A 24,615-nucleotide genomic window follows, 5' to 3' on the forward strand; every position below is an offset into this window, starting at 1 on the left:
GACAGAAGCGATTCCGGAGTACTTTTATCGAAAAAAAGCCATCAACCAAAAGTTGGTCAACGGCTTATCGCTTCGTTCAACAGTCCACGCCATATGCGATGGTATGAATTGAATGAATTTATGAGTACCCTCGTGAAAATTCCCTGCTTTCCTTAAGCTGCGCAATATCGTGCCCCGTTGGGTTTTGGAACGCACGCAGCCCGAACGTCGGCGCAACGGCGAAAATATGGTCAAAGATATCGGCTTGAATCGATTCATATACTCCCCAGTTGGTATCATTGCTAAATGCGTATACTTCAAGCGGCAGTCCCGTGTCTCCCGGCGCCAACTGTCTGACGATCATCGTCATGTTCTGATTGATTTTGGGATGATTCCGAAGATACTGATGGATGTACTCTCTGAATACGCCCACATTCGTAAGTTGCCTGCCGTTCACATTGCTTTCCGTATTGATTTCATGTTCAAGGTTGTACGCTTGGATCTCATTTAATTTTGTCGTTATATAATCCGTAAGGTAGTGGATCTTCTGAAATTCGCTGATCATTTCCTCGGTGCAAAAACGGATGCTGCTGATATCGATATAAAAGCTTCGCTTAATCCTTCGTCCGCCGGATACCTGCATGCCTCTCCAATTCCTGAACGAATCCGAAATCAAAGCGTAGCTCGGAATCATCGTAATCGTTTTATCGAAATTCATCACCTTTACCGTGTTAAGGGTAATATCGATCACGTCGCCGTCCGCATTATATTTCGGCATCTCAATCCAATCGCCTACGCGCACCATATCATTCGACGATAGCTGAACGCCAGCCACAAGGCCTAGGATGGAGTCTTTAAAGACCAGCATCAATACGGCCGATAACGCGCCAAGCCCGCTGAGAATGATCAACGGATTCTGACCGATCAGGCTCGAAATGACGATAATGCCGCCGATGATGAAAAGAATAATCTTGGCAACCTGGATATATCCTTTGATCGGCCTGATCTTGGATACTTCATAGGAACGATATATGTCATCAAACACATTGAGCAGCGCATTAAATACAGTGATCGTCACCACAATCATGTACGTCATTGCAGCCTTTTCAATCAGGACCTGATAGGATGGAAAGACATAAGCAGAATAATAAATAATAATGGCCGGTACGAGATGCGACAGCTTGTGGAACAGCTTTTTCTCCACAATGATATGGCCCCATTTGAATCGATGGTTATTGACGATATGAAGGATCGTCCGCAGCACGATTCTCTTTGCGATAAAATTAGCCAGTACCGAGACCACGGCGATAAAAACGACCATGATCATATTCGAGAGATATCCAATGGCAGGTTCGTTGATGCCAAATCCGTCTAGTTGATTTCTGATAAAGTCCATTGTCTCCTCCTAATGCAGTTTGTATCAGCTTATCATCTGAGAGCGGTGCCGGGCAAAGTTTGCGAGTAAATGCCATGGACGATATTCGCAAATACAAAAACGGACACCTAAGATGGTGTCCATTCGTCGCTTGTTCGTCGCTTGTTCGCCGCTTCACGTACAAGCTGCCATGTCCAGCAGTTCACTGACCGTGACAAAGCGATACCCCTCTGCCGTCAGTTCCTCGACCAGCACACGCACAGCCTCCACCGTCTGGGTGCGCTCCCCGTATCCGTCATGGAAGATCAAGATGCTGCCCGGCCTGACGGTTGGCCTTGTGTGCTCGACAATATACTCGATGCCAGGATTCTCCCAATCCTTTGCCCCGCCATTGACCGCTCCGATCGTCTGGTATCCACGCTCCGCAGCCAGGGACAGAATGTCATCATTCACCCCGAAATAAGGCGGCCTGAAGATCCGTGCCGTTTCCCCCGTGACCTCTCGGATGAGCTCCTCTGTCCGCAATAGCTCCTCTCTGGCTGTCTCCAGCGTCAGTTTGGTCAGATCGGGATGCGAATAGGTGTGGTTGGCGATCTCGTGCCCTTCACGGTGCACAGCCGCTGCAACCCCTGGATGCGCTTCCATTTCCTGACCGATCATAAAAAAGGTCGCCCGTCCGTCCGCACCGCGGAAGATCTCAAGCAACTGATGCGTATATACCGGGTGCGGTCCATCGTCAAATGTAAAGGCGACTACCTTTTCCTGCACATTAACTCGTTCTACCAACGATAATTTCTCCATTTATGAGTGTCTCCTCTCTTATACATCCTGCCAACGCTCTTTCACTTCTCCAAATTACGCTAAAGAGAAAAATCGGTAACCCCTTTTTTATAAGCATATTTCAGCGTATAGACTTCTTCTTCTCCATAGGACATGGTGGCTATTTTGATTCGGGTATGGTCGAGCCTGCTCTTCCTTAAAACTCTCTTCACCAAAGCTATGCTCTGTTCCTCCTCTGTAACTACACAAAATATATTAAGTGCATACTTTTGGGGGGCGGAAACGCACTTTCCCATATCTGAACCATCGACATAGCCCAGATCAGCATTGGCGAGGGAGCTCTCCAAACATTCCGTTACCTTCTCTTTTAACCATTGGTCACGCTGGTTGCCTTTTGCACTTTTCAATGGATATTGCACCACTAGCCAGAATTTTTCACTCATTGAGATTCACCAGCCAATCTACAATTATATACTTCACTAGAATTGCGTGAGGAGAAGATCTGGCCTTCAAGAAAAATGCCATAATCGAACATAGGTATGAGCAGAAAGCCGTCAGACGTAGCACAACGGAGTAATCACCAAGATTCATGTCATGGTGGATGCCCTTTGCTACCCGCTGCGTTTTAAAATATCGTCAGGTCAGGATCAGTCGTCAAACTATTTCAATAGGACTTCCTCCCACTGACCGTTTTCCGTTTGTTTGAAGGTAAGCTGATTACCCTCATACTCTCCCCTAATAAAGTTGAGACCAGCTTCTGTCCATTCGTCAGTAACGGAAAGACTAACTTTAGACTCGGCCGAATACATCAAACTATATTTTCCATTCATTATGGTAATATCACGCGCAACTGGATAAAAATCGTACCAAAGTAGCACATCCGATTTCTCCCCAAAAAAACCTGCATCCCCACCTCTTGAATAATGAGAACTAATAATTTCAAACCTGAACTTTAACCATTCGCTGGGGTTTAACGGAAACTCATAATGACTATCAGGCTCTACTGTTATATATGACTTTTCGGAAACAGGATACTGAACTTGCACTTTATGTTCGATTATCTCTTTTGCCATTACTCGGAAAATTAAATATATCACTACGAATATTATTGAGGTTATTACAGGTAATCTAGGCTTGTTTTTTAAGAAAAAGCTCCATCCAAGACCGACAACTAACGGAAACCATATCCATGGGTCTCCCAATGTAATAGCCCCCATAATATAGGACTTGTCGTTAACTGGATAAAATGCTGGTAGATCATGCCCCATATAGTCAAGAAGCAAGTGTCCAAACAAAACAGACAAAGTAGATGATCCCCAAATTAATTTGAAATATGTCTTTTTATAGAACAGTTTTGTCAAATATGCTACACCTAAAGCTAAAAATGGAGCAATTAATACAGAATGCGACCATGGGGCTATACTTCTGTCCCCAAAAATATCAGGAATTACACCACACAATGCACCTGAACATAGGCCGATCATACGGTCCTTCCAACTATTCTTTGGCAAAAAGCAGCATGCAATTGCTGCCCCAAGAACTGCATGTGATAAGACATGAAAAAACAAATATAGATAAGGATCCAATGGAAGTACTCCTTTTTAGTCTGTTCGTGAGTCAATTCTCTATCCGGATATACAGGACACATGGCTTGGGTTCACTCACGGTACTAAAATTCCTGAGAGCATACTAAAGATTTGCTTTCTTTGGATTTTCTTAAAACAGTCATTATTTAAAAGCATCTTCGTCCTCTAATTAGTAATTTACGGATATTATATCACAAAGCGGAAAATGGGTACCTAATGTTCTAGTCGAAATGTTCAGGAAGAAGCTGAGCCTTGTATAGTCGTGTTGAAATTCCCATAAATGTATCAATGATTTGCAGGGGATAGACTCATGGGATTCTTCCGATTCAACAAATGCAATTTTATACCTTGTGCTCCGTATACAGAGTGAGCATTCATCTGCTCCTTGATTTTTGAATGCTAGTCCTAATGCATTGTTTCCACATCCCCAGAATCCTTTTCAAGCTGCGAGAACTCAACGAACTCGTTTATTTTTACATATATATACAAATAAAACGCTGAATGCTATTATATTCCTGTAACAACTATCCACACTCTTGTTGTCCTCATTCTCTTTACCGGCTTTTACTAGCTCTCATGTTAGGCGGATGTTACTACCCAAGGTTGGAAAACCAAGCTGTCAATCTTCAAGGGGGACTAAACATGTACCTACTCGCACTGGTGATACTTATAATTACAGGTTTGGTATCCTTAATTAATATTCTCTTCGGTATAAAAGACCTAGGTGAGGGTTATAGATTATTGGTTACAACCTCACATGCTCTGTTTGCCTTATCGATCTTATTCTTTGTAATAAAAATGCCTACCAAAAAGAAATGAATCGTAAAAAAGGAGGACTGCAATGACAGTTCTCCTTTTTCTTTGCTTTAACATACAAATTCTCGGCTTAGCCCAGTACCTTCTGCGACTTCCAATCCTAATGCATTGGCAGTATATCAACCTCTCTTATATGAGAGTATTCGCCGATACACCCTTCTATCCTTTAGCTTACGGAAATGAGACATGGCCGGATAAAGGTTGGCTTCAATAATGGATACATGCCCTCGCTGATCTGTTGCAATGTCGAGGCCATAAATGCGGTGCCCCGGAAAAAAAGCCCCTAATCTCCTAGCGGAAAGAATTGAAACTCCATCGATTTTGGATTCCAAACCGGAGACAGACAAACGCCTAATGGATGACCTCCGAATACCCGACCTAAACCTAAGCAATTTCCCCTTACTCCGGGTATTATTGGACACAATATAACCTTTGCCCGCAACCTTGATCACCTTTCCCGTAACTACCCATCGGGATGAGTGGTGTTTCCGTTGAACGATGACTCTCATATCAAAGGGACGTTTGTTGATGGTCGGGCGAGTAATTCTCCGTTGAACCATGTAATCGGCAGACCCTATTTTTTTTCGGATATAACGATAAATATTCTTTTTTCCTCGAATCACTTTTCTCACGTTCTCGTAGTGTATGGCAAACTTGTCATTACCCAAATACGAGACTTGAATGACTCCCCGACCGCGACTCCCCCATACCGGTTTAACAATGACATGCCGGTATTTTCGCAGAAGAGCCCAGAAGGAATGTCGGCTCATCCTTTTCGTTGTGGGTACGTAAGGAGCAAGGGGGCCATACTTCTTCAAAAGCAAATATTTCAACCATTTATTTTTTGTCACCGATCCCATGGGACTCCGCCTTTCTCATGTTCACTTAAATGCTGCCTAAATAATTTTCAAGCAATTCCAAAAACACCTCGATATCCTTGGACGTAATATCCCCGATATTGGCAATCCGGAACGTCTTCAGTTCATCTAGTTTGCCGGGATAAATCATAATGCCTTTGCTGTAGAAATAATCATGCATGGATTGAAAATCATAACCTGCATAAGGTTCATGAATGGAGGTTATGATCTTGGAATGATGCTCTTCTGGAACGAGATAGGTTAATCCCAGCCTGTTCAGACCAGTGATTAAGGTTTTCCAGGATGCCTTGTATCGATCGTAACGCTGTGCCACGCCTTCCTGCTTTAATTCCTGAATGGCTTGCCTGAGCGCATACAAAGTCTGTACCGGCGGTGTAAACCGCATTTGCGCATTTTCAGCGAAATATTGATATTGGGCGTACAAATTCAAATAATAATTTCGTGGTTTCCTGCCTTTCAAATGATCCAATTTGCTTTTTTCTGCAATCACGAACGAAACCCCGGGCATTCCCTGCAAATTCTTATTGGAACTTGATGCGAGAAACGAAATGTTCATTTCTTTCATTTGAATCGGGATCGCAGCAAATGAACTCATCGCGTCCACCATCATGTTGATATGATACTTTTGGCATAACAAGCCAATATCCTTCACCTTGTTCAGAAGGCCGGTTGTGGTCTCATGATGGACTACAGCGAGATGAGAAATCATGCGGTCGGAGGAGCGGATGCACTCCTCTAATGCATCTATATTAATAGCATCATCAAAGGGACTCCTGAATTCTAAATAATCGATTCCATAGACCTTGGCGATCTCGCACATCCGTTTCCCATAAGCGCCATTATTGACAATGATCATGGCTTCGTTATCCGGGACGGAGCTGATCATGGATTCAACGGCTGCCGTGCCCGACCCGCCAAACAATACGGTTTGATAATGGTCCGGATCCGCAACCAAGCGGGTGAGCTCGATGGAAATATGCTCCATCACCTCGCCAAATTCAGCCTCGCGAGGGCATATGTCCGGAACGACCTGTGACCATTTCACACTTTCTGTAGTCGTTGCCGGACCGGGGGTCAGCAAAATGTTTCTCTTTACGGCAGAACTCATGAGCCATCCACTTCCTTGATCTTTACGGAATCGTTCTGGATAAATCGCTGTAGGCGTTCTCTTACTTCGTGAGGCTTTATGCTCGGGCGAGCGAGCTGTGCCTTGGACTGCTTGGATATTTTTAAATACAGGAAAGTAAGTCCTTTAGACTCTTTCCATTGTTGCAAACAAGCTTTCAGTTCTTCGAGGTTGTGGACATGGATCGACTTCGTATAACCGCAGGAAGCAGCAATGTTTACGAAATCAACATTATGGGATACCGTGCTCTGTCCGCCTGTCGATTCGTGAGCGTTATTATCGAGAAGAATATGAATCATATTGCTCGGGTTGTAGTACCCATTTGTCGCCAAGCTTCCCATACGCATCAATAAAGAACCGTCTCCGTCAATCACGACGATATTTTTGCCAGGCTGACTCAGGGCGAGCCCAAGTCCAAAAGAACCGATACACCCCATAGAGCCCACCATATACAGATTGTTGCCTGCATCTTCAATTTCATATAATTCCCGTCCTGTCTTGCCTGTGGTAGCAAGCTGTACCGTGTCCCTGTCTTTCACCGCATTGATTACGGCTAATGCCTCATATCGTGCCGGCATCTGATTGTCTTTATGGGCATGACGTATGATCTGGTTGGAATGAGTGGCGTTTTGTAGCTTTTTCAAAGGCTCTACGTCAAAGGTCCCTTTCTTGACTACAAAGAAGAACGGTCGATTCCGGGCAATTTGCTCATTGGCGTGAATCAGCTGCTTCCGGGCCTCCTCCAAATCTTTGGAGAGATACTGCCACTCCACCTCCATCAATTCCAGCAGCTGTGTCGTGATCCTGCCCATAAGTTCATGTTGAGGCTCGTCGGGAACACCCGGCTCTCCGCGAAGGCTGACAAACCCAAGCAGTGGAATTCGAAAGGGGTGGATCAAGGAAGATAGCGGCGAAACAGCGTTGGTTAACCCTGAGTTTTGCATAAGTACAACGGATTTCTGCCCTCCTAGAGAAGCAGCGGATGCGATGGCAACCGCATCCGCTTCATTGGCCGCTGCAACGTAATCGGTTTCGTTGATGGCATAATTGATTAAATTTTTCAGGTAGGAGCAGGGTACACCGCTGAAAAAGGTAAATCCTAAATTACGGAGCTCTTCTCCAAAAATTCTCGTGTCCATCATATTCCCTCATTCGAGCCGGAGTTCGGCGCCGGGAGATATTTTTGTTCCGCGGCTTGCAGTTCCTCTGCCCCTTGAAGCCCGAATACTTCTTCCAGTGTTGCAACATCTTTTTCGATATGGGCAAGGCTCTCTTCCTGATAAATTTTGCGGGATACTTGTTTCATGACTTTGATGGATGATCTCAAATTATGGTTGGCCCAAATGACAAGGCTAATCCCCAGTTCCCGAAACTTGTCGGTTGGAGTCAAGTAATACTTCGTAGGCACGATGACTACGGGTAATCTTCCCGCCCATTCCTTCATGAACGCCTCAATCTCCATAATATCCGGCCGTTTGCTGTGGATGAGCACCGCATCGGCACCTGCCTTCCGGTATGCTTCAGCCCGCCGCAGCGCCTCGTCAAGCCCTCTGCCCGTAATAAATGCCTCTACTCTGGCTACAACCAAAAAATCATCGTCCATTTGCGTATCTTTCATCGCCTTGATTTTGCCGCAAAATTCATCGATATCGGCCATTGGCTGCAATTGGCCGTTTATGAAAGAGTTCATTTTCGGAAATTGCTTATCTTCAATACATACCCCTGCAATATCCCGCTGCTCCAGCTTTTTGACCAGGCGTCTTGCATTATTGAAGTTACCGTATCCTGTATCCCCATCCATTAGAATCGGAATGGACGTTGCGTCGCTCATGAATTCCAGAACATCCAGCACCTGAGTCCAGGAGGCTTCGTTATTATCCCTTACTCCCATCGCCGCAGAGATCGATAAACCGCTGGCCCAAATCCCTTTAAAACCTGCCTCCTCAACAATTTTGGCAGACAGGCCATTATGAGCCTCCATAATAAACCCCAGCTTATCGGAGTTGATCAGGTTTCTAAGCTCCTTTGTTTTTTTCATTTGAAACTTTTCCCCTTCCCATTGCAATCATCAATATGGAGCTTATATCCTCATGGATCGTTTGTTTGCCATAATCGTCCTGATCATTCTGCGATCGGAGAGTTGAGTAAACAACATATGGCCCGGATGAGAATTAGCTTCAATGATCCAAAGCCGGCCCTTCCTATCTATGGCAATATCTACCCCTAATTCATGAGTAGAATGCCGTTTATTCACTGTTTTGGCGATGGAAATGGATAGTTTTTTTATTCTGCGATAATAGGCATTCGCTTTGGTATGGTTATGCTTGAAAATACTTAAGAGGACCCTTCGCAAAGATTTGGCATGCCCCCCTTTATGATAATTGGTCACAAACTTATGAGGTGCGGCAACACGGGCGACCATACCCGCAATCATCCAATGATTCTTTGGCTTCTGCAGGTATACACGGATATCAAAGATCACCCCATGATACTTCGCTAATCGCAGGCCTTTCTGCACCAAATACCGATGCTTTGATTTCCGGTAAGAATGAATCGCTTTGAGGACTGAGGAACGTCGAACCATTTTCCGACTTGAGCCGCACCGTACCTCAAATCCCCTTCTTAGTCTCTTGACTCGGATGATTCCGCTACCGCCGCTCCCGTGATTAGGTTTTATAAAGAGGGATGAATGGGTTTTCAGCATCCTTAAGGTCCTTGATTTCGTCATCCGATGAGTTTCAGGCAAATGTGGACGCAAGACAGGATTCCTTAACATTTCCCTGTACTTCTTCATTTTCCCAATTGCCATTGATATTCACCTCTTCCCTTGGGTTTCAGATACAAGAGCATATTCATCAAACTTCACTGCTGTATAGACGAATACCAGTGGGGGAAAAAATTAAATGGGTGTTCGCAGAGGTTTACTAACGGTTGTCGATAAAAACCAAACAACGAGACATGGGAGAAATCATATCCGATGGCAAACCACAATACGCATTTGAGGAATTGGTCGAAATGACTAAGGAACATTGCGTACCTACTTGATCATCCGAAGATGCAAAAAAAGCAACCAGTGACGGTCGCTTTTTCTAATACTACATATGGAGGCAATAGGGCATGTTCATCCCCCAACAAAAAGAGCATTTGTTTGTATAAAGCCTTACATTGTTTCGCAATAATTTGACTACGCATACAATGTAAATAAATCAGTAAACGCCCCAAGTACGGCTTACAATAACAAGCAGAATAAAGAGCACGAGAATGACACCAACACTGGTAAACATTCCATTGTGATGTCACTGGTCCTCACTATTAGTGCTTCGTCTGATTAGGACTTGTATTAGCTAAAATAGACAGCATTTTCTCACTCTTCTCCATGAAGGAATTACACTGGCCACAAACGGGTTGAATCGAAAAGACAAAGTTATCCCTCATCCATCCGTTGCACTTTTCATTGGTGCATGACCATATCGTTGTCATTTCCTCTGGAAGATCAATCATCAGTCTTTTCCTTGAATAGTACAAACAGCATCCCTCTTTCTCTTCTGGAATAATGGCGAAAAAAAAGTCCCAACACTAAGTGCCGGGACCTTCTACTACAGCTTTACAGTTTAACAACATTCTCGGCCTGTGGGCCTCGATTGCCTTGTACTACACTAAATTCAACTCTTTGACCTTCATCCAAAGATTTGAAGCCGTCACTAACAATTGCACTGAAGTGTACAAATACGTCGTCTCCGCCTTCAACCTCGATAAAACCAAAGCCTTTGTCTGCATTAAACCACTTTACTGTTCCTTGTGCCATGATCCATTACCTCCATATTTTTATTTTTACATGATCTTCGAATTCAAAAAAAATCACATATTGTACAAGGCTACATAATCAAAATCTAACCCTCTACAATATGTGATCTTAGGTCGAAATTCCAATGAACTAACTCTAACACAACTGGAGCTGATTTACAAGTTTGTTTTGTCTTTGCTTTCGTTTAATTGCTCCTCACCTATCTTGCAGTACGACACTGACTACATATGGAGGCAAACCTTGGCTATGTAAAACCACAATTCGCCGGAGTGTATGGATTAGGTTACGGTATGCTAAGTTGCGGTCATAAAAAAGGAGAGCTTCTAAAGCTCTCTATGGGCTGGCCGCATCATCCCTTGAGTGGGGCGATCCGCTTACCTCCATACCTCGCAGTTCTCCTCAATCCAGCCATCCTTTGCTGCGCGCGATATCTATTGCCTCGATCCGTGTATTTGCCCCGAGCTTCCCAATCGCGTCGGACATGTAGTTCCGTACCGTTCCATAGGATAGAAACAGCTGTGCTCCAATATCTTGAAGAACTAAGCCTTGGGCAGCCAACTTCATGACTTCACGCTCCCTGGGTGATAATGGACATGGATCATCCCATACCGCGAGGGATAATTCCGAATTGATGACACGTTTCCCATCATGGACCCGACGAATCGCATCAGCCAGCTCATCGCTGCCCGTATCTTTAAGTAGATATCCATAAACTCCTGCCTGCATCGCCCGCTGGAAATATCCGGGACGCGCGAATGTCGTCAAGATGATGACACGACAAGCGGACTTATTTTTTTGAATCAATTCCGCAATATCTAACCCGGTTTTCAGTGGCATCTCAATATCCAGAACAGCTACATCTGGTTCATATTGCTGGATCATGGACATCACTTCTTCCCCATTTTCAGCTTGACCGACTACTTCAATATCATCTTCTAACGAGAGTAACGTTGCCAGCGCTCCCCTTAATAACTTTTGATCTTCTGCCAAAACAATACGAATCATCTAAGCTCTACCTACCTTTTCATTTCGTATTACCCTAGGTATATGTAAGGTGACTTCCGTCCCCTTGCCTGGGGACGAAGACAGCGACATACGTCCGTCGATCATAACCAACCGTTGCCGTAATCCGGCGAGGCCATTACTGCTAGTATAGAATTGTTCCGTATCTGCCCCAATACCGTCATCACGTACAGATACACGAACCTCCCCTTCCTGAATGTCGAGAAGAACGTTGCAACTTGTTGCTCGGCTATGTCGAACCACATTTGTAATCGTCTCGCGAAAACACATCGCCAAAATCGTCTCCTGCAAGGGTGTTAAAGGAAGCTGACTGTTTACTAAAGCGTCCTCCGGCCCTACATTAGAAGGTCCGGGATCTGAAATCGATTGATATTGAAATAAAAGCGGTATGCCTGCAGCTGAACATAACGATACAGCATGCTTATATTCGTCAGCGAAGTAAGTAACTTTCATCTCCGTAACCAATTCACGCATTTGTTTCAAGGCTGCGCGTGCCGTTTCTCGTATTTCACGAGCCTCTTCAATCGCTCTCTCGGGATTACGATTGACCAACTTCTCAACGACCTCCCCTTTTAGTGCGATTAATGACAGCGTATGTCCCAACGTATCATGTAATTCACGCGCGATCCGCTGGCGCTCCTCCTGCTGTGCCATTCGTTCAGCCGTTTCTGCCCGCAGCCGCGCAGACTTCTGTTGAAAGCGAGTCGATGTTCGAATAATATATGGCAGAATACAGATGCCAAACATAGGCACCAGCCCTATCCATATTAGGCTGCCCATCCGTTCCAAGTAAGGAACAGCGATAAATCCCATAGCTACAGTGAAAACGATCGTTATGGGGAGTAATATCGGCAGCTTTTGTTTGCTCAGCGGAGCAGCTATCATAAAACCTATAAACGTATACATAGGGTGAAATACACCTGCTAAAATTAGAAGTATTCCCACCTGAACGATCAATATTGGCGTGGCCCACTTTGTATAAAAGTAGGATTGTCGAAACGATAGAACGAATATGCCTAACAGAACAAAGCCAAGCCACTGTATACTTGATGGCTCATAAAGTAAAAAGTACATGGGTATCATTAAATTTGTTAACAAAATATAAGGAGCGACCCCTTCCGATTTTGGAAAGAGACGCCACTTTTCTCTATTCAATTAGACCGCATCCCGTCGATTATATATATAGATTGATAGTAGCATAAAGAAGAGACCGCATCCTGTCAAGATTATGAAATCAATACTTGCTGGATTTTCCCCGGCGATCATATTCCATGCCCCATTGGCGTAACGGTGAGATGGAAGCCATTCCCCGACCGAGCCCATCCAACTTGGCAAAGTACTAAGCGGCATCCAAAGCCCTCCCACAATGGCAAGTCCCATCTGTAATACATTTCCGATGGCAACGGAGGTATTCGCATTTTTAAGCGTTCCTAACAATGCACCAAGCGCCAGAAAAGATATGCTTCCAATCCATAACCATAATCCGCATAAAATCCATTGCCCGGCTGTCAATTGTATATCATGAACAAGACCAGCAGATAAAAATATAACCACAATAACGATCAAGTGAACTGCCATTTGCGATACAATTTTGCTCCCAATCCAGACTGCAGGAGATAGTGGAGTCAGCTTCAACAGGCGTACCCACCCGTCTTGATGCTCGAACGATAGACGGATACCGAATTGAGATACGGCTGTACCAATCAAACTGAATGCAGTCATTGACATTAATGAAAAGACGCCCCAAGTTGTGGATTGAATCGATTTATCTACCCCATTCATACTCGCAAATAAAAAGTAGAAAGCAAGCGGCATCGCAATGGAGAAAAGTAAGAAAAATGGACTGCGGATAATTCGCAAACTTTCTGCTTTGGTCTGGGCAACAAACATATGTAACATAGCTGTCTCCTCCTAAAAATGTTTTTTTATCGTATAATCGCTTGTTTATTTGAGCCTGTAAGACTTCGGAATGTATCTTCTAAGCTGGCCGATTGTATATCAATATCGGAAATTCCCCATTCAGACTGCATCAGTTTAAGTAACAATACATCGGTCTCTTGAGCATATAGGCGAATTCGCTCGCCGTTGCATTCTGCCTTTTCTACACCAGGTAATGTGAGCCATTCCTGCTCAGCTGGCGCGTTCGCCGCTCGAAATGAAACGGTTCTAAGTGCTGTTTGAGCCTTTAAACGTGCTGGAGTCCCTTCCGCAACAACCTGTCCACTGGCGATGACTGCGATGTGATCTGCGACAGCATCCGCTTCATCTAAATGATGTGTAGTTAAGAGCACCGTACGTCCGTCACTTGCCAGCGCTTGGATAGTGTCCCAAAAGCGGCCACGAGCCTCGATATCCATTCCGACGGTTGGTTCATCAAGCAGGAGAAGCTCTGGATTTCCCGCCAAGCTTTGGGCGAAAGCTAATCTACGGCGTTGTCCTCCAGACAGCGAGGATGCGCGTCGTTTCTGATCCGCGTGGAGACCCGAAATATCTAACAATCGCTCGAGCGACATCGGATTACGATAATAACTGCGGAACAATTGAAGCACTTCTTTCACCGTAAGTCCATCTGCTGCTTTAACATCCTGCATAAGCGCTCCGACGCGCTGCCGTAATTCCTTTGTTCCAGACGGAACCCCCAAGACCCTGACTTCTCCTGATGTTGGCTTGATCATTCCGAGGATCATAGAAATGGTTGTTGTCTTACCCGCCCCATTCGGTCCGAGCAATGCGGTTATTTGACCTTTCTCAAACGACAGATTCATATGATCAACAGCGCAGTAATCGCCGAATTTCTTTACTAGATTTATACATTCAATGGCTTTTGTCATTTTGTCCTGACCTCCGCTAATTTTTTCTTTCGTTACCTGATGTCCTCATTATATTGAAAAAGCGCGAGATTCAATTAGTGTGGGTTGTCACAAGCCGGTTATGACAAATGTCAGAAAATAAAGAGCGAGAGCAAAAAAGAAGGACCTCTAAGGCCCTTCTTATGCATAACGTGCATTTGACACTCTTTGAGTGAGGTGTCTTGCTTTGCAAACTTATAGCTAAGGATTTTATACTTTTAATCGAACACAGCAAAAAACCACAATCGCATGCGATTGTGGTTTTTTTGTATGGAGGCGAGGGGAGTCGAACCCCTGTCCGAAGATAACGCCACATAAGCTTCTACGGGTGTAGTCACAGTTTTGATGTCACCTAAGCCGACGCCCCGTAACCGGCTTCGTCAAAGGTCAGCCTGATTGTCTTCTTCAGCACACCCCAGGCGGAGATGTGACAGCGTATCCCACTAAAGTTGAGCCCTCATCCCGGTACATGGGCGATACAGAGCGAGAGCACGCTCACAGGTTATTAAGCTGCGAAAGCGTAGTTGTTTTGTTGTTTGCCAGTTAATTGGCTTTAGCGTTGATGAAGCGGACGCGTCCCCACTACCCGCTACCCATGCTCGAACTATCCCCGTCGAATCCATAAACGCCCCCTCAATAAAGAAGGGCTCCTGGATTAATCCGTGAATACGGAGCAAAGGTGCTGCATGTCTTTTCCCTCCAAGGTGAGAAGCATGCTCTTTGAATCTCGGCATTCCTGCTGGCTACATTTATTATGTTACCACAGCAGTGAGCACCGCTCTAGTGCAGATTGCTGGAAAGCGATCCATCTGGCTGCACCATGTGCAGGCTTATCCAATCTCACCAGTGCAAGAAACTCGTTTCATTATTATACCGCTTCCGAAAAAAGAAGTAAAGTTTGCCAGCGGGCAGAGCGCTTAACCCGTTAACGAGCCACCTTCTGCTTCTCGCGCAATGCCCGTTGAATATCGCGTTGAGCATCCCGTTTGGCAGCCGATTCGCGTTTGTCGTATTGCTTCTTCCCTTTACCCAATCCAAGCAGCAGCTTTGCATAGCCGTTACGGATGTAGATCTTCAAAGGCACGATGCTGTATCCTTCCTGTTTCGACAAACCGAGCAGCTTATGAATCTGCGATTTGTGCAGCAATAGCTTGCGCGTGCGCGTCGGATCGGATGGGTTATGCCGATTGCCTTGTTCAAATGGGCTGATGTGCATGTTATGAATGTGGATTTCGCCGTTACGGATTGTGGCAAATGCATCGCTAATGTTGGAACGTCCGTTGCGAATAGATTTGATCTCCGTTCCGGTGAGTACCATGCCCGCTTCATACGTATCTTCAATGAAGTAGTCATGGGAAGCCTTTTTGTTCTGTGCAAGCACTTTGTTCTGTCCGTCATTCTTGCCCATGTACTCACTCCTTCTTCATAAAAATACCCCGGTATCCAACCAGGATCAATGCGTCCAATTACGCCTAAAAACCACGGGTCAGACCTTAATTTTAGCAAGTATGACGGTTAAAATCAAGAAAAGGGAGGCTTTAACTGCCCCCCCTTAACCTGGACTTTCACGATTGGACAGCCGTTTCTCTCTACCCAACAACAAGCTGTCAACAACCGCATCGATCTCTCAGTCTCACCAAGCATTCTTAAGCATTACCGACCCACTCAAAGCAGAATTAACCCGGCTCACTTATTACTTTTTCTTTTTGCGTACAAACGCAGCCGTTCCGTTGTTCGCTGCCCCTTTGTTTTTCTTGCGCTTGCGACGCGGCGCGTCACCTTCCTGCACGCTTCCCGGCGTTGCCGCTTCACCGATGAAGATGCCGCTCGGCGACGTTTTCTTCTTGCGGCCGCCGCTTGCTTTGCCGTTCTTGCCGCCGGCTTTGCCGGATTTCTTGAAGCTGCGTTCGCTTGAACCGCTGCCACCTTCCGTCGTCAGCGAAGGTGAGCTGTATCCGCCTTTACCCGAACCAAAACTGAAACTTACCGCTCCGGCATTCGCGCTCCGGGCTGCTCCACCGTTCGTTTCCGCTGTAGAATGACGCTCTCCTCTCGGCTTACCGCCGCCTTTGCCGGAAACACCGCCAGCCTCTACGCCGCCACCCTTCCGGCCGGACTCTGCCGATTTGGAACCGCCACGCCGCTTGCCGCCGTTTTTACCCGAGAAGTCGCCTTTGCCTCCCCGCGATCCGCCGGATCCAAAGGAACCTCCCTTGCCTCCGCCTCGTCCGCCTTTGCCGCCAGCGCCACGTCCGCCAAAGGAGCTGTCACGTTCGCGCCGTGGTTTCATGTCCACCATCTCGAAGTCGATCGTATACTCATCCATGTTGACGCGCGCAACGCGGATTTTAGCTTCATCCCCGATGCGAAATACCTTGGAAGTGCGCTCTCCGATCAAGGCCATATGCTGGTCGTCAAAGTGGTAATAATCGTCCGTCAGGGCACTGAGGCGAATGAGACCTTCCACTGTGTTTTCCAGTTCAATGAACATGCCAAAGCTGGTTACGCTGCTGATGATGCCGTCGAATTCCTCGCCGACTTTGTCGAGCATGTATTCGGCTTTCTTCATTTTCTCCGTATCCCGCTCGGCCTCGACCGCTACGCGTTCGCGTTCGGATGACTGTTGGGCAATGTCCGGCATGCGTGCAGCCAGATGCTCTTGACGGTTTTCCGGCAGCATCCCCCCGTTTTCGATGACCTCGCGAATGACCCGGTGAATGACCAGATCGGGATAACGCCGAATCGGAGACGTGAAATGGCTGTAGTATTCGGCCGCGAGACCGAAGTGCCCCGACATTTCCGCATCGTACTTCGCCTGTTTCATCGAACGAAGCATCATCGTGCTGATGACCGTTTGCTCCTTCGTGCCCTGGATGTCCTCGAGCAGCGACTGGAGCGCGCGAGGATGAATCGAATTGCCGCGGCCTTTGACATGATGTCCGAAATTGGCCGCAAAAGCCAGAAAGTTCTGCAGCTTCTCCTGATCCGGATCTTCGTGCACGCGATAGATAAACGGTACCTTCAGCCAGTGGAAATGCTCTGCCACCGTTTCATTGGCAGCCAGCATGAATTCCTCGATGATTTGCTCGGCAATGGAGCGTTCGCGTTTCACGATATCAACCGGCTTGCCCTCTTCGTTGACGATGATTTTGGATTCCTCAAAGTCGAAATCCACCGCGCCGCGTTTCATGCGCATTCCGCGCAGCTTCAGTGCGAGTTCCTTCATCAAATGGAAATCGTCCACCAAATCCTTGTAGCGTTCAAGCAGCTCGGGATCTTCCCCCTCCAGGATTTTGCGCACGTTCTTATATGTCATGCGTTCCTTCGTCTTGATGACGCTCGTGAATATGTCATGCTTCACAACCTTCATCTGGTCGTTGAATTCCATTTCGCACGAAAGCGTCAAGCGATCTACCTGCGGGTTCAAGCTGCAAATCCCGTTGGACAGGCGATGCGGCAGCATCGGAATAACCCGGTCCACCAAATACACGCTGCATCCGCGGTTGTAGGCTTCCTGATCCAGCTTGGAATTTTCGCGCACGTAATATCCGACATCGGCGATATGAACACCTAAGCGGTAATTGCCGTTAGGCAGTCTTTCCACGTTGACCGCATCGTCCAAGTCTTTGGCATCCTCGCCGTCGATCGTCACGATGTTGAGACCACGCAAATCGCGGCGTCCCTGCTGCAAAATCTCTTCGTCCGTAATGGTTTCCGGCGCGTTCTCCGCTTCCTCCATCACTTCGTCTGGAAAAGCCTCCGGCAGCTGATGTTTGCGAATGACCGACAAAATGTCGATGCCCGGATCGTCTTTATGGCCAAGAACTTCGATAATCTCGCCCTCTGCCGCAGCACGGCCTTCCGGGTAGCTTACAATTTTCGCGACAACCTTCTGCCCATCAACGGCTCCGCCGAAATTGGTGCGGGGAATGAAAATGTCGCGATTGATTCTTTTATCATCCGGAATAACAAATCCATATACTTCTTGGCTTTGGAACACGCCAACCACCTGCGTAATCGCACGTGTCACGATCCGGATAATCTCGCCCTCCAAACGTCCCCCAGCCGGTCCCTGAGACGTTACTTTGACCAATACGATATCTCCGTTCATTGCACTTTTCATATCGTTGGCATGAATGTATACATCCGGGTGATCCTTATCTTCCGGAATCAGGAACGCAAACCCTTTGGCATGGGCCTGCAGACGTCCCCGCACCAAATTCATGCGTTCCGGCACGCCATATCGGTTACTGCGCGTAAGCAAAATTTGCCCGGAATCCTCCAGCTTGTTCAGCATAACCAGAAAATCCTTGAAATCAGCCGCGTCCTCGATCTGAAAGTGCTGTTCCAGCTCCTGATAAGTCATCGGTTTATAAGCGGTTTCCCGCATGAAGTCGAGCAGTTGTTGTTCAGTAATCATTAATTTTCACCTCGGGAAACATAAGAGTGTAATCTGTTTTGCTTTATTGTATGTATCGGAATCCTCGCGGATTTTATGCAATTCGAGCAGTTGTCCTCACTTATCACATACCCTAGTATACACGAATTTAATCCGGCCCATCCGTGCTCCGCAAAATTAACCCCGTCCTGCCGTTGTGCATTCAAAGCGGTTACATCCTGCATAGATGACTGCAAACGTTCCGTATCATGGTCACCAAAATATTCATAAACGATGGTACATCAACGAAAAACCATGATCAACATAAATTCGGTCGATACATGTTAAGCGGGGAATACGATAAGAGCGTGCGGAGGGAATTAAAAGGAGCGCTCACCCAACACAGGGGATCGGATCTTTTGAAAAGTTCAGCATTAATAACACTAAACCACTGTATAGACGCAGGTTCAAGAAAAAAATTCCACTAACGATGGTTACAAAAAAACCTCCGTTCCTGTCGAAACGAAGGTTTTGTCATTCAATCGTCCATTGCCTAACTTACAGCAAGTCTACTTCTTATTTCAAAATAAACGTTACCGCAACAGCAAGAATCATGAATCCTGCACCAAATACAATCGTTGCACGTTGCAAGAAAAGATCGAGTCCGCGCGCTTTCGTTTTACCGAAAAGATGTTCCGCACCACCGGAGATGGCACCCGCCAGACCTGCGCTTTTCCCGTGCTGCAGCAATACAACAGTGATCAGACCGATCGAAAACACAACGAGCAGCAATTTCAAAGCTATATCCATTCTTTCCACCTCCTACTCCTGTGGGCATAACATCTCAACATAAAAACAGTTAGTTTAATTGTAGCATAGCTAATCGCGCGACACAAGTGGATAAGCCCAAGCGATCCTGCTACTGAGCGCTGTTCGGTGAACAAAAACAGGCAAGCCGGTGACCCGGCTTGCCCTGGAGTTGTCGCAAGACAACTTATTTTTTGAGGTTGTAGAAACCTTTGAGACCATTGTATTGAGCCAATTCGCCCAGTTGGTCTTCGATGCGGAGCAATTGGTTGTACTTCGCGATACGGTCTGTACGGGAAGGTGCACCTGTTTTGATTTGTCCAGCGTTAGTAGCAACCGCGATGTCAGCGATTGTGCTATCTTCGGACTCACCGGAACGGTGGGAGATAACCGCTGTGTATCCTGCACGTTTAGCCATTTCGATCGCATCGAACGTTTCAGTCAATGTACCGATTTGGTTCACTTTGATCAGGATGGAGTTACCGATTCCTTTTTCGATACCTTGAGCCAGACGCTCAGTGTTCGTTACGAACAAGTCGTCACCAACGAGTTGTACTTTGTCACCCAATTTCTCAGTGAGCAATTTCCAACCTTCCCAGTCGTCTTCGGACATACCGTCTTCGATCGTGATGATTGGGTATTTATCAACCCAAGAAGCCAGAAGGTCAACATACTCAGCGGAAGTATAGGATTTGCCTTCGCCAGCCAATGTGTATTTACCATCTTTGTAGAACTCTGTGGAAGCTACGTCCATACCCAGGAATACGTCAACGCCTGGTTTGTAACCTGCTTTTTCAATAGCTTCGATGATTGTCGTGATTGCTTCTTCGTTGGACTTCAGGTTCGGTGCGAAGCCGCCTTCGTCACCTACAGCTGTGTTCAGGCCTTTGGAGCTCAGAACGGATTTCAGGTTGTGGAAGATTTCTGCGCCTACGCGAAGAGCTTCTTTGAAGCTTGGTGCTCCAACAGGAAGAACCATGAACTCTTGAACGTCGATGTTGTTGTCAGCATGCTCACCACCGTTGATGATGTTCATCATTGGTACTGGAAGTGCTTTAGCGTTGAATCCGCCCAGGTATACGTACAATGGCAGGTCCAGAGCATCGGCAGCCGCGCGAGCTACAGCCATGGATACAGCCAGGATTGCGTTAGCACCCAATTTTCCTTTGTTTGGCGTACCATCCAAAGTGATCATCAATTTGTCGATACCCAGTTGATCCAGAGCGTCCATGCCGATTACTTCTGGAGCAATGATTTCGTTTACGTTCTTAACCGCTTGCAGAACGCCTTTACCCATGTAACGGGATTTGTCGCCATCGCGAAGCTCAACAGCTTCGTGGGCACCAGTGGAAGCACCGGATGGAACGATTGCGCGTCCGATTGCGCCGGACTCCAGATATACTTCAACCTCAACAGTAGGGTTACCGCGGGAATCGAGGACCTCGCGAGCGTACACGTCAGAAATGATAGTCATGAGTGATAATCTCCTTTGTAGTTGGAATTTTTATTTGGGACCCACTTACGTTTGCACTGATTCGCTACGTCCGCAGAATCGCCTTCCGATCGCTAATTATCCCCTGATTTCTTTGATCTTATTTTCATAAGTTGAAATCATGTGATAAAGGCGACCGCTTCGCTTCTCCAGGCTATTTCTGCTTCCTCCGTTCATTGTGCAAACTTCACACGTCTCATAGAAAAATTACTTGCGGGCAGCGATGACGGATGTTCCCGTCATTTCTTCCGGTTTTGGCAGCTGCATCAGGTCGAGAATCGTTGGCGCGATATCCGCCAAAATTCCGCCTTCGCGCAGCGTTACGTTTTCGTCCGTTACGATGAACGGAACCGGATTGGTTGTATGTGCAGTGAACGGACGTCCCTGCTCGTCAAATACCATATCCGCGTTACCATGGTCAGCCGTGATCAGCACAACGCCGCCTTTGGCAAGAACAGCTTCAACGACGCGGCCCATGCATTCATCTGTCGCTTCAACCGCCTTGATGGTAGGCTCCAGCAAACCGGAGTGTCCGACCATGTCAGGGTTGGCAAAGTTCAGGATGATCGCATCGTGTTTATCCGATTCAATCTCACGCACCGCTGCGTCAGCCACTTCATAAGCGCTCATCTCCGGCTTCAGGTCGTATGTTGCGACCTTCGGCGAGTTGATCAGCACGCGAGTTTCGCCTGGAAGCTCCACATCGCGGCCGCCGCTGAAGAAGAACGTTACGTGAGGATATTTTTCGGTTTCTGCAATGCGCAGCTGTTTTTTGCCTTGCTGTACGAGAACTTCGCCCAGCGTGTTGTCCAAGTTTTTCGGCTCGTAAGCCACAAAACCATCCACTGTCTCGCTGAACAATGTCAAGCACACAAAGTGCAGGCCTTCAGGGAATTTCGGTCCACGATCGAAACCGCGGAAATCCTTGTTGGTGAATACCTGCGACAACTGGATCGCGCGGTCAGGACGGAAGTTGAGGAATACGACGGAGTCGCCGCTTTCCACGAGACCTACCGGTTGACCGTCCGCTTTGACGATGACCGTTGGTTCAACAAATTCGTCGAACACGGATTTTTCGTACGATTCTTCGACCGCTTTGAGCGGGTCAGTATACTGCGGACCTTCGCCATAAACGATGGCACGATAGGATTTCTCCACGCGCTCCCAACGTTTGTCGCGGTCCATCGCATAATAACGGCCTTGGACCGTTGCGATTTGTCCGATACCAACCTCTTCGATTTTGGCGATCAGTTTTTTCATGAAGTCTTTACCGCTATCCGGCATAACGTCGCGACCATCCATGAAAGCATGAATGTACACGTCATTCATTCCTTCTTTTTTGGCCAGGTCCAGCATAGCAAACAGGTGATCGATGTGGCTATGTACGCCGCCATCGGACAACAGGCCATACAGGTGCAGTTTTCTGCCGTTTTGCTTTGCTTCGCGCACCGCTTTGACGAGCGTTTCGTTTTCGAAAAACTCGCCTTCGCGAATGGACTTCGAAATCCGGGTCAAGTCTTGATATACGATGCGGCCTGCACCGATATTCAAATGGCCTACCTCGGAGTTACCCATTTGCCCTTCAGGCAAACCAACAGCTTCGCCGCAAGCGGTAAGCGTGGTGTGAGGGTATTTGCTCATGTATTTGTCGTAGTTCGGTTTGTTGGCTTGTGCCACGGCATTACCTTCCACCGTGTTACGGAGTCCGAAACCGTCCATGATGATCAATGCTACCGGTTTTGGTGCTGTCATCTTACTTCGCCCCCTCAACAAGCGCGATAAACGAAGCTGGCTGCAGGCTGGCACCGCCAACGAGCGCACCATCGATGTCGCTTTGTCCGAGGTATTCTGTTACGTTCTCAGGTTTAACGCTGCCGCCGTATTGAATGCGGACTGCATCAGCAACCTTCTCGTTGTACAGATCCTTCACGAGGCTGCGGATGTAAGCAATAACTTCATTCGCATCTTGGGAAGTGGAGGATTTGCCTGTACCGATCGCCCAGATTGGCTCATAAGCGATAACCACTTGAGCTGCTTGCTCAGCGGAAAGACCTGCAAAAGCAGCTTCGGTTTGCACTTTGCAAACGTCTTTCGTTTGATCCGCTTCGCGCTCTTCAAGCGTCTCACCAAGGCAGAAGATTGGAGTCAATCCGTGACGGAATGCGGCATGCATCTTTTTGTTGACCGTCTCATCGGTTTCCGCGAAATATTGACGACGCTCCGAGTGGCCGATGATCACATAGTCCACGCCGAGGTCTTTCAGCATAACGCCGCTGATTTCGCCTGTGAATGCACCGTTGTCTTCGAAGTGAAGATTTTGGGCACCGATTTTAATGTTTGTTCCTTTAACGGCTTCGACGAGGGCTGGCAGATTGGTAAAAGGCGCACAAATGACCGTTTCAACGCCATCAACCTCTGCTTTGCCTTTGACTTCCTGAATGAAGTCAGTAGACTCGGAAACCGTTTTGAACATTTTCCAGTTACCTGCGATAATTGGTGTTCTCATCTGTTTCAACTCCTTCATGCTATAGCTTAAAGCTTACTTGTCGTTCAATGCAACTACGCCTGGAAGCTGTTTGCCTTCCATGAATTCGAGGGAGGCACCGCCACCTGTGGAGATGTGGTCCATTTTGTCAGCCAGCTTGAATTTCTCAGCCGCTGCAGCAGAGTCTCCGCCACCGATTACAGTGTAAGCGTCTGTTGTTGCGCATGCTTCCGCTACCGCACGAGTACCGTGGGAGAATGGCTCGATTTCAAATACGCCCATTGGTCCGTTCCAAACAACGAGTTTGGAGTTTTTGATCACGTCAGCGTAAATCTCGCGCGTTTTAGGACCGATGTCGATTCCTTCCCAATCCGCAGGGATGTCGCCTACTTCAACGATCTTAGTGTTAGCATTTGCGCTGAAGTCATCGGAGATCACGATATCCACCGGCAGGTAGAAGTTTTTGCCCAGTTTTTTTGCTTTTTCGATGAAGCCCAGAGCAACGTCCAGTTTGGACTCGTCGAGCAGGGATTGACCCACTTCAAAGCCTTGTGCCTTCATGAATGTGTAGGACAGGCCGCCACCGATGATTACGTTGTCTGCGATGTTAAGCAGGTTGTCGATGACATCGATTTTGTCTTTTACTTTGGAACCGCCGATAATCGCCGTGAAAGGACGGTCAGGGTTGGACAATGCTTTACCCAAAACTTCCAGTTCTTTCTCCATCAGCAAGCCGGATACGGCTGGCAGCAGGTGAGCGATGCCTTCTGTGGAAGCGTGTGCTCTGTGCGCCGCGCCAAATGCATCGTTGACGAATACGTCAGCCAGCTCGGCAAACGCTTTTGCCAATTCCGGATCGTTTTTCTCTTCGCCAGCGTGGAAACGCACGTTTTCAAGCAGCAGAACGTCGCCGTTTTTCAGTTCGGCAACTTGCGCTTTTACAGCTTCACCGATCGAATCGTCAGCTTTGACTACCGGTTTGCCCAGCAGTTCGGACAAGCGCTCGGCAGCCGGAGTCAGACGCATGGACTCGACAACTTCGCCTTTTGGACGTCCCAGGTGGCTCGCCAAAATAACCTTTGCGCCTTTTTCGATCAAGTAGTTGATCGTAGGCAGGGTTTCGCGAATACGTTTGTCATCTGTAATTTTACCATCTTCGAGCGGCACATTGAAATCTACACGTACAAATACCTTTTTACCGTTCAATTCGATATCGCGTACACTTTTTTTGTTCAT

At 47.0% G+C, this 24,615-nt stretch carries 23 protein-coding genes and 1 other RNA gene; all 24 read right to left on the minus strand.

All coding sequences use genetic code 11. The features are described 5' to 3' along the window. Nucleotides 1-118: 118 nt before the first annotated feature. The 24 genes from RSX24_RS25185 to RSX24_RS25300 all read right to left on the minus strand — a co-directional run bounded on the left by RSX24_RS25185 (nt 119) and on the right by RSX24_RS25300 (nt 24,615). Nucleotides 119-1,375, minus strand: a complete 1,257-nt coding sequence (locus RSX24_RS25185; RefSeq protein WP_343262099.1) for a mechanosensitive ion channel family protein — start codon at nt 1,373-1,375, stop codon at nt 119-121. Nucleotides 1,376-1,528: 153 nt separating this feature from the next. Then, nucleotides 1,529-2,155, minus strand: coding sequence for a polysaccharide deacetylase family protein (locus RSX24_RS25190; protein WP_343262100.1), 627 nt, complete (start codon nt 2,153-2,155; stop codon nt 1,529-1,531). A gap of 59 nt (nt 2,156-2,214) precedes the next feature. After that, nucleotides 2,215-2,577 (minus strand): hypothetical protein, encoded by a 363-nt coding sequence (locus RSX24_RS25195; RefSeq protein WP_343262101.1) that lies wholly within the window; start codon nt 2,575-2,577, stop codon nt 2,215-2,217. Between the two features lie 216 nt (nt 2,578-2,793). Next, nucleotides 2,794-3,720 (minus strand): metal-dependent hydrolase, encoded by a 927-nt coding sequence (locus RSX24_RS25200; RefSeq protein WP_343262102.1) that lies wholly within the window; start codon nt 3,718-3,720, stop codon nt 2,794-2,796. Nucleotides 3,721-4,655: 935 nt separating this feature from the next. Further along, nucleotides 4,656-5,396: a YheC/YheD family protein gene (locus RSX24_RS25205; protein WP_236420357.1), complete on the minus strand. Its 741-nt coding sequence runs from the start codon at nt 5,394-5,396 to the stop codon at nt 4,656-4,658. A gap of 25 nt (nt 5,397-5,421) precedes the next feature. Beyond that, nucleotides 5,422-6,522, minus strand: a complete 1,101-nt coding sequence (locus RSX24_RS25210) for a 2-aminoethylphosphonate aminotransferase (RefSeq protein ID WP_343262103.1) — start codon at nt 6,520-6,522, stop codon at nt 5,422-5,424. Further along, nucleotides 6,519-7,682 carry a phosphonopyruvate decarboxylase gene (gene aepY, locus RSX24_RS25215; RefSeq protein WP_343262104.1) on the minus strand — a complete coding sequence of 388 codons (1,164 nt, stop codon included), beginning with the start codon at nt 7,680-7,682 and terminating at the stop codon, nt 6,519-6,521. The genes RSX24_RS25210 and aepY overlap by 4 nt, the downstream gene beginning before the upstream one ends. After that, nucleotides 7,679-8,578, minus strand: coding sequence for a phosphoenolpyruvate mutase (gene aepX, locus RSX24_RS25220; protein WP_343262105.1), 900 nt, complete (start codon nt 8,576-8,578; stop codon nt 7,679-7,681). Before aepX ends, aepY begins: the two co-directional genes overlap by 4 nt. Nucleotides 8,579-8,620: 42 nt before the next feature. After that, nucleotides 8,621-9,349 carry a YheC/YheD family protein gene (locus tag RSX24_RS25225; RefSeq protein ID WP_343262106.1) on the minus strand — a complete coding sequence of 243 codons (729 nt, stop codon included), beginning with the start codon at nt 9,347-9,349 and terminating at the stop codon, nt 8,621-8,623. 397 nt (nt 9,350-9,746) lie between these two features. Then, nucleotides 9,747-9,824: a YjcZ family sporulation protein gene (locus tag RSX24_RS25230; RefSeq protein ID WP_343262127.1), complete on the minus strand. Its 78-nt coding sequence runs from the start codon at nt 9,822-9,824 to the stop codon at nt 9,747-9,749. Between the two features lie 28 nt (nt 9,825-9,852). Continuing rightward, complete coding sequence (locus RSX24_RS25235; RefSeq protein ID WP_236420364.1) at nt 9,853-10,065, minus strand: cold-shock protein; 213 nt, start codon at nt 10,063-10,065, stop codon at nt 9,853-9,855. A 79-nt stretch (nt 10,066-10,144) separates the two neighbouring features. Beyond that, the gene (locus RSX24_RS25240; RefSeq protein ID WP_236420365.1) at nt 10,145-10,345 is read right to left on the minus strand and encodes a cold-shock protein; all 201 of its coding nucleotides are present in this window, start codon (nt 10,343-10,345) and stop codon (nt 10,145-10,147) included. A gap of 399 nt (nt 10,346-10,744) precedes the next feature. Beyond that, nucleotides 10,745-11,350, minus strand: coding sequence for a response regulator transcription factor (locus RSX24_RS25245; protein WP_343262107.1), 606 nt, complete (start codon nt 11,348-11,350; stop codon nt 10,745-10,747). Then, nucleotides 11,351-12,523: a sensor histidine kinase gene (locus tag RSX24_RS25250; protein WP_343262108.1), complete on the minus strand. Its 1,173-nt coding sequence runs from the start codon at nt 12,521-12,523 to the stop codon at nt 11,351-11,353. Continuing rightward, nucleotides 12,524-13,267 carry an ABC transporter permease gene (locus RSX24_RS25255; RefSeq protein WP_343262109.1) on the minus strand — a complete coding sequence of 248 codons (744 nt, stop codon included), beginning with the start codon at nt 13,265-13,267 and terminating at the stop codon, nt 12,524-12,526. Between the two features lie 26 nt (nt 13,268-13,293). Continuing rightward, complete coding sequence (locus tag RSX24_RS25260; protein ID WP_236420369.1) at nt 13,294-14,199, minus strand: ABC transporter ATP-binding protein; 906 nt, start codon at nt 14,197-14,199, stop codon at nt 13,294-13,296. A gap of 286 nt (nt 14,200-14,485) precedes the next feature. After that, nucleotides 14,486-14,850, minus strand: a transfer-messenger RNA (tmRNA) gene (gene ssrA, locus RSX24_RS25265). A 292-nt stretch (nt 14,851-15,142) separates the two neighbouring features. After that, nucleotides 15,143-15,625 (minus strand): SsrA-binding protein SmpB, encoded by a 483-nt coding sequence (gene smpB, locus RSX24_RS25270; RefSeq protein ID WP_236420370.1) that lies wholly within the window; start codon nt 15,623-15,625, stop codon nt 15,143-15,145. 285 nt (nt 15,626-15,910) lie between these two features. Beyond that, entirely contained in the window at nt 15,911-18,637 is a 2,727-nt protein-coding gene (rnr, locus tag RSX24_RS25275; RefSeq protein ID WP_343262110.1) for a ribonuclease R, read from the minus strand. A 534-nt stretch (nt 18,638-19,171) separates the two neighbouring features. Beyond that, entirely contained in the window at nt 19,172-19,405 is a 234-nt protein-coding gene (secG, locus tag RSX24_RS25280) for a preprotein translocase subunit SecG (RefSeq protein ID WP_236420372.1), read from the minus strand. A gap of 184 nt (nt 19,406-19,589) precedes the next feature. Further along, nucleotides 19,590-20,876: a phosphopyruvate hydratase gene (gene eno / locus RSX24_RS25285; protein ID WP_236420373.1), complete on the minus strand. Its 1,287-nt coding sequence runs from the start codon at nt 20,874-20,876 to the stop codon at nt 19,590-19,592. A gap of 225 nt (nt 20,877-21,101) precedes the next feature. Next, nucleotides 21,102-22,646, minus strand: coding sequence for a 2,3-bisphosphoglycerate-independent phosphoglycerate mutase (gpmI, locus tag RSX24_RS25290; protein ID WP_343262111.1), 1,545 nt, complete (start codon nt 22,644-22,646; stop codon nt 21,102-21,104). A 1-nt stretch (nt 22,647) separates the two neighbouring features. After that, nucleotides 22,648-23,400: a triose-phosphate isomerase gene (gene tpiA / locus RSX24_RS25295; protein WP_343262112.1), complete on the minus strand. Its 753-nt coding sequence runs from the start codon at nt 23,398-23,400 to the stop codon at nt 22,648-22,650. Between the two features lie 33 nt (nt 23,401-23,433). Then, entirely contained in the window at nt 23,434-24,615 is a 1,182-nt protein-coding gene (locus tag RSX24_RS25300) for a phosphoglycerate kinase (protein ID WP_236420376.1), read from the minus strand.

Origin of the sequence: Paenibacillus hubeiensis (genome assembly GCF_032334105.1) — a bacterium.
GTDB classification, from domain to species: domain Bacteria; phylum Bacillota; class Bacilli; order Paenibacillales; family Paenibacillaceae; genus Paenibacillus; species Paenibacillus hubeiensis.

Bases quoted from the DNA above. Each gene is read 5' to 3' on its own strand.
- RSX24_RS25260 (WP_236420369.1), bottom strand. From the start codon at position 14,199: ATGACAAAAGCCATTGAATGTATAAATCTAGTAAAGAAATTCGGCGAT.
- aepX (WP_343262105.1), bottom strand. From the start codon at position 8,578: ATGAAAAAAACAAAGGAGCTTAGAAACCTGATCAACTCCGATAAGCTG.
- aepY (WP_343262104.1), bottom strand. From the start codon at position 7,682: ATGATGGACACGAGAATTTTTGGAGAAGAGCTCCGTAATTTAGGATTT.
- RSX24_RS25245 (WP_343262107.1), bottom strand. From the start codon at position 11,350: ATGATTCGTATTGTTTTGGCAGAAGATCAAAAGTTATTAAGGGGAGCG.
- RSX24_RS25185 (WP_343262099.1), bottom strand. From the start codon at position 1,375: ATGGACTTTATCAGAAATCAACTAGACGGATTTGGCATCAACGAACCT.
- eno (WP_236420373.1), bottom strand. From the start codon at position 20,876: ATGACTATCATTTCTGACGTGTACGCTCGCGAGGTCCTCGATTCCCGC.
- gpmI (WP_343262111.1), bottom strand. From the start codon at position 22,646: ATGACAGCACCAAAACCGGTAGCATTGATCATCATGGACGGTTTCGGA.
- RSX24_RS25230 (WP_343262127.1), bottom strand. From the start codon at position 9,824: ATGTTTACCAGTGTTGGTGTCATTCTCGTGCTCTTTATTCTGCTTGTT.
- smpB (WP_236420370.1), bottom strand. From the start codon at position 15,625: ATGGGCAAGAATGACGGACAGAACAAAGTGCTTGCACAGAACAAAAAG.
- tpiA (WP_343262112.1), bottom strand. From the start codon at position 23,400: ATGAGAACACCAATTATCGCAGGTAACTGGAAAATGTTCAAAACGGTT.
- RSX24_RS25210 (WP_343262103.1), bottom strand. From the start codon at position 6,522: ATGAGTTCTGCCGTAAAGAGAAACATTTTGCTGACCCCCGGTCCGGCA.
- RSX24_RS25205 (WP_236420357.1), bottom strand. From the start codon at position 5,396: ATGGGATCGGTGACAAAAAATAAATGGTTGAAATATTTGCTTTTGAAG.
- RSX24_RS25195 (WP_343262101.1), bottom strand. From the start codon at position 2,577: ATGAGTGAAAAATTCTGGCTAGTGGTGCAATATCCATTGAAAAGTGCA.
- RSX24_RS25255 (WP_343262109.1), bottom strand. From the start codon at position 13,267: ATGTTACATATGTTTGTTGCCCAGACCAAAGCAGAAAGTTTGCGAATT.
- RSX24_RS25300 (WP_236420376.1), bottom strand. From the start codon at position 24,615: ATGAACAAAAAAAGTGTACGCGATATCGAATTGAACGGTAAAAAGGTA.
- RSX24_RS25225 (WP_343262106.1), bottom strand. From the start codon at position 9,349: ATGGCAATTGGGAAAATGAAGAAGTACAGGGAAATGTTAAGGAATCCT.
- RSX24_RS25190 (WP_343262100.1), bottom strand. From the start codon at position 2,155: ATGGAGAAATTATCGTTGGTAGAACGAGTTAATGTGCAGGAAAAGGTA.
- RSX24_RS25240 (WP_236420365.1), bottom strand. From the start codon at position 10,345: ATGGCACAAGGAACAGTAAAGTGGTTTAATGCAGACAAAGGCTTTGGT.
- rnr (WP_343262110.1), bottom strand. From the start codon at position 18,637: ATGATTACTGAACAACAACTGCTCGACTTCATGCGGGAAACCGCTTAT.
- secG (WP_236420372.1), bottom strand. From the start codon at position 19,405: ATGGATATAGCTTTGAAATTGCTGCTCGTTGTGTTTTCGATCGGTCTG.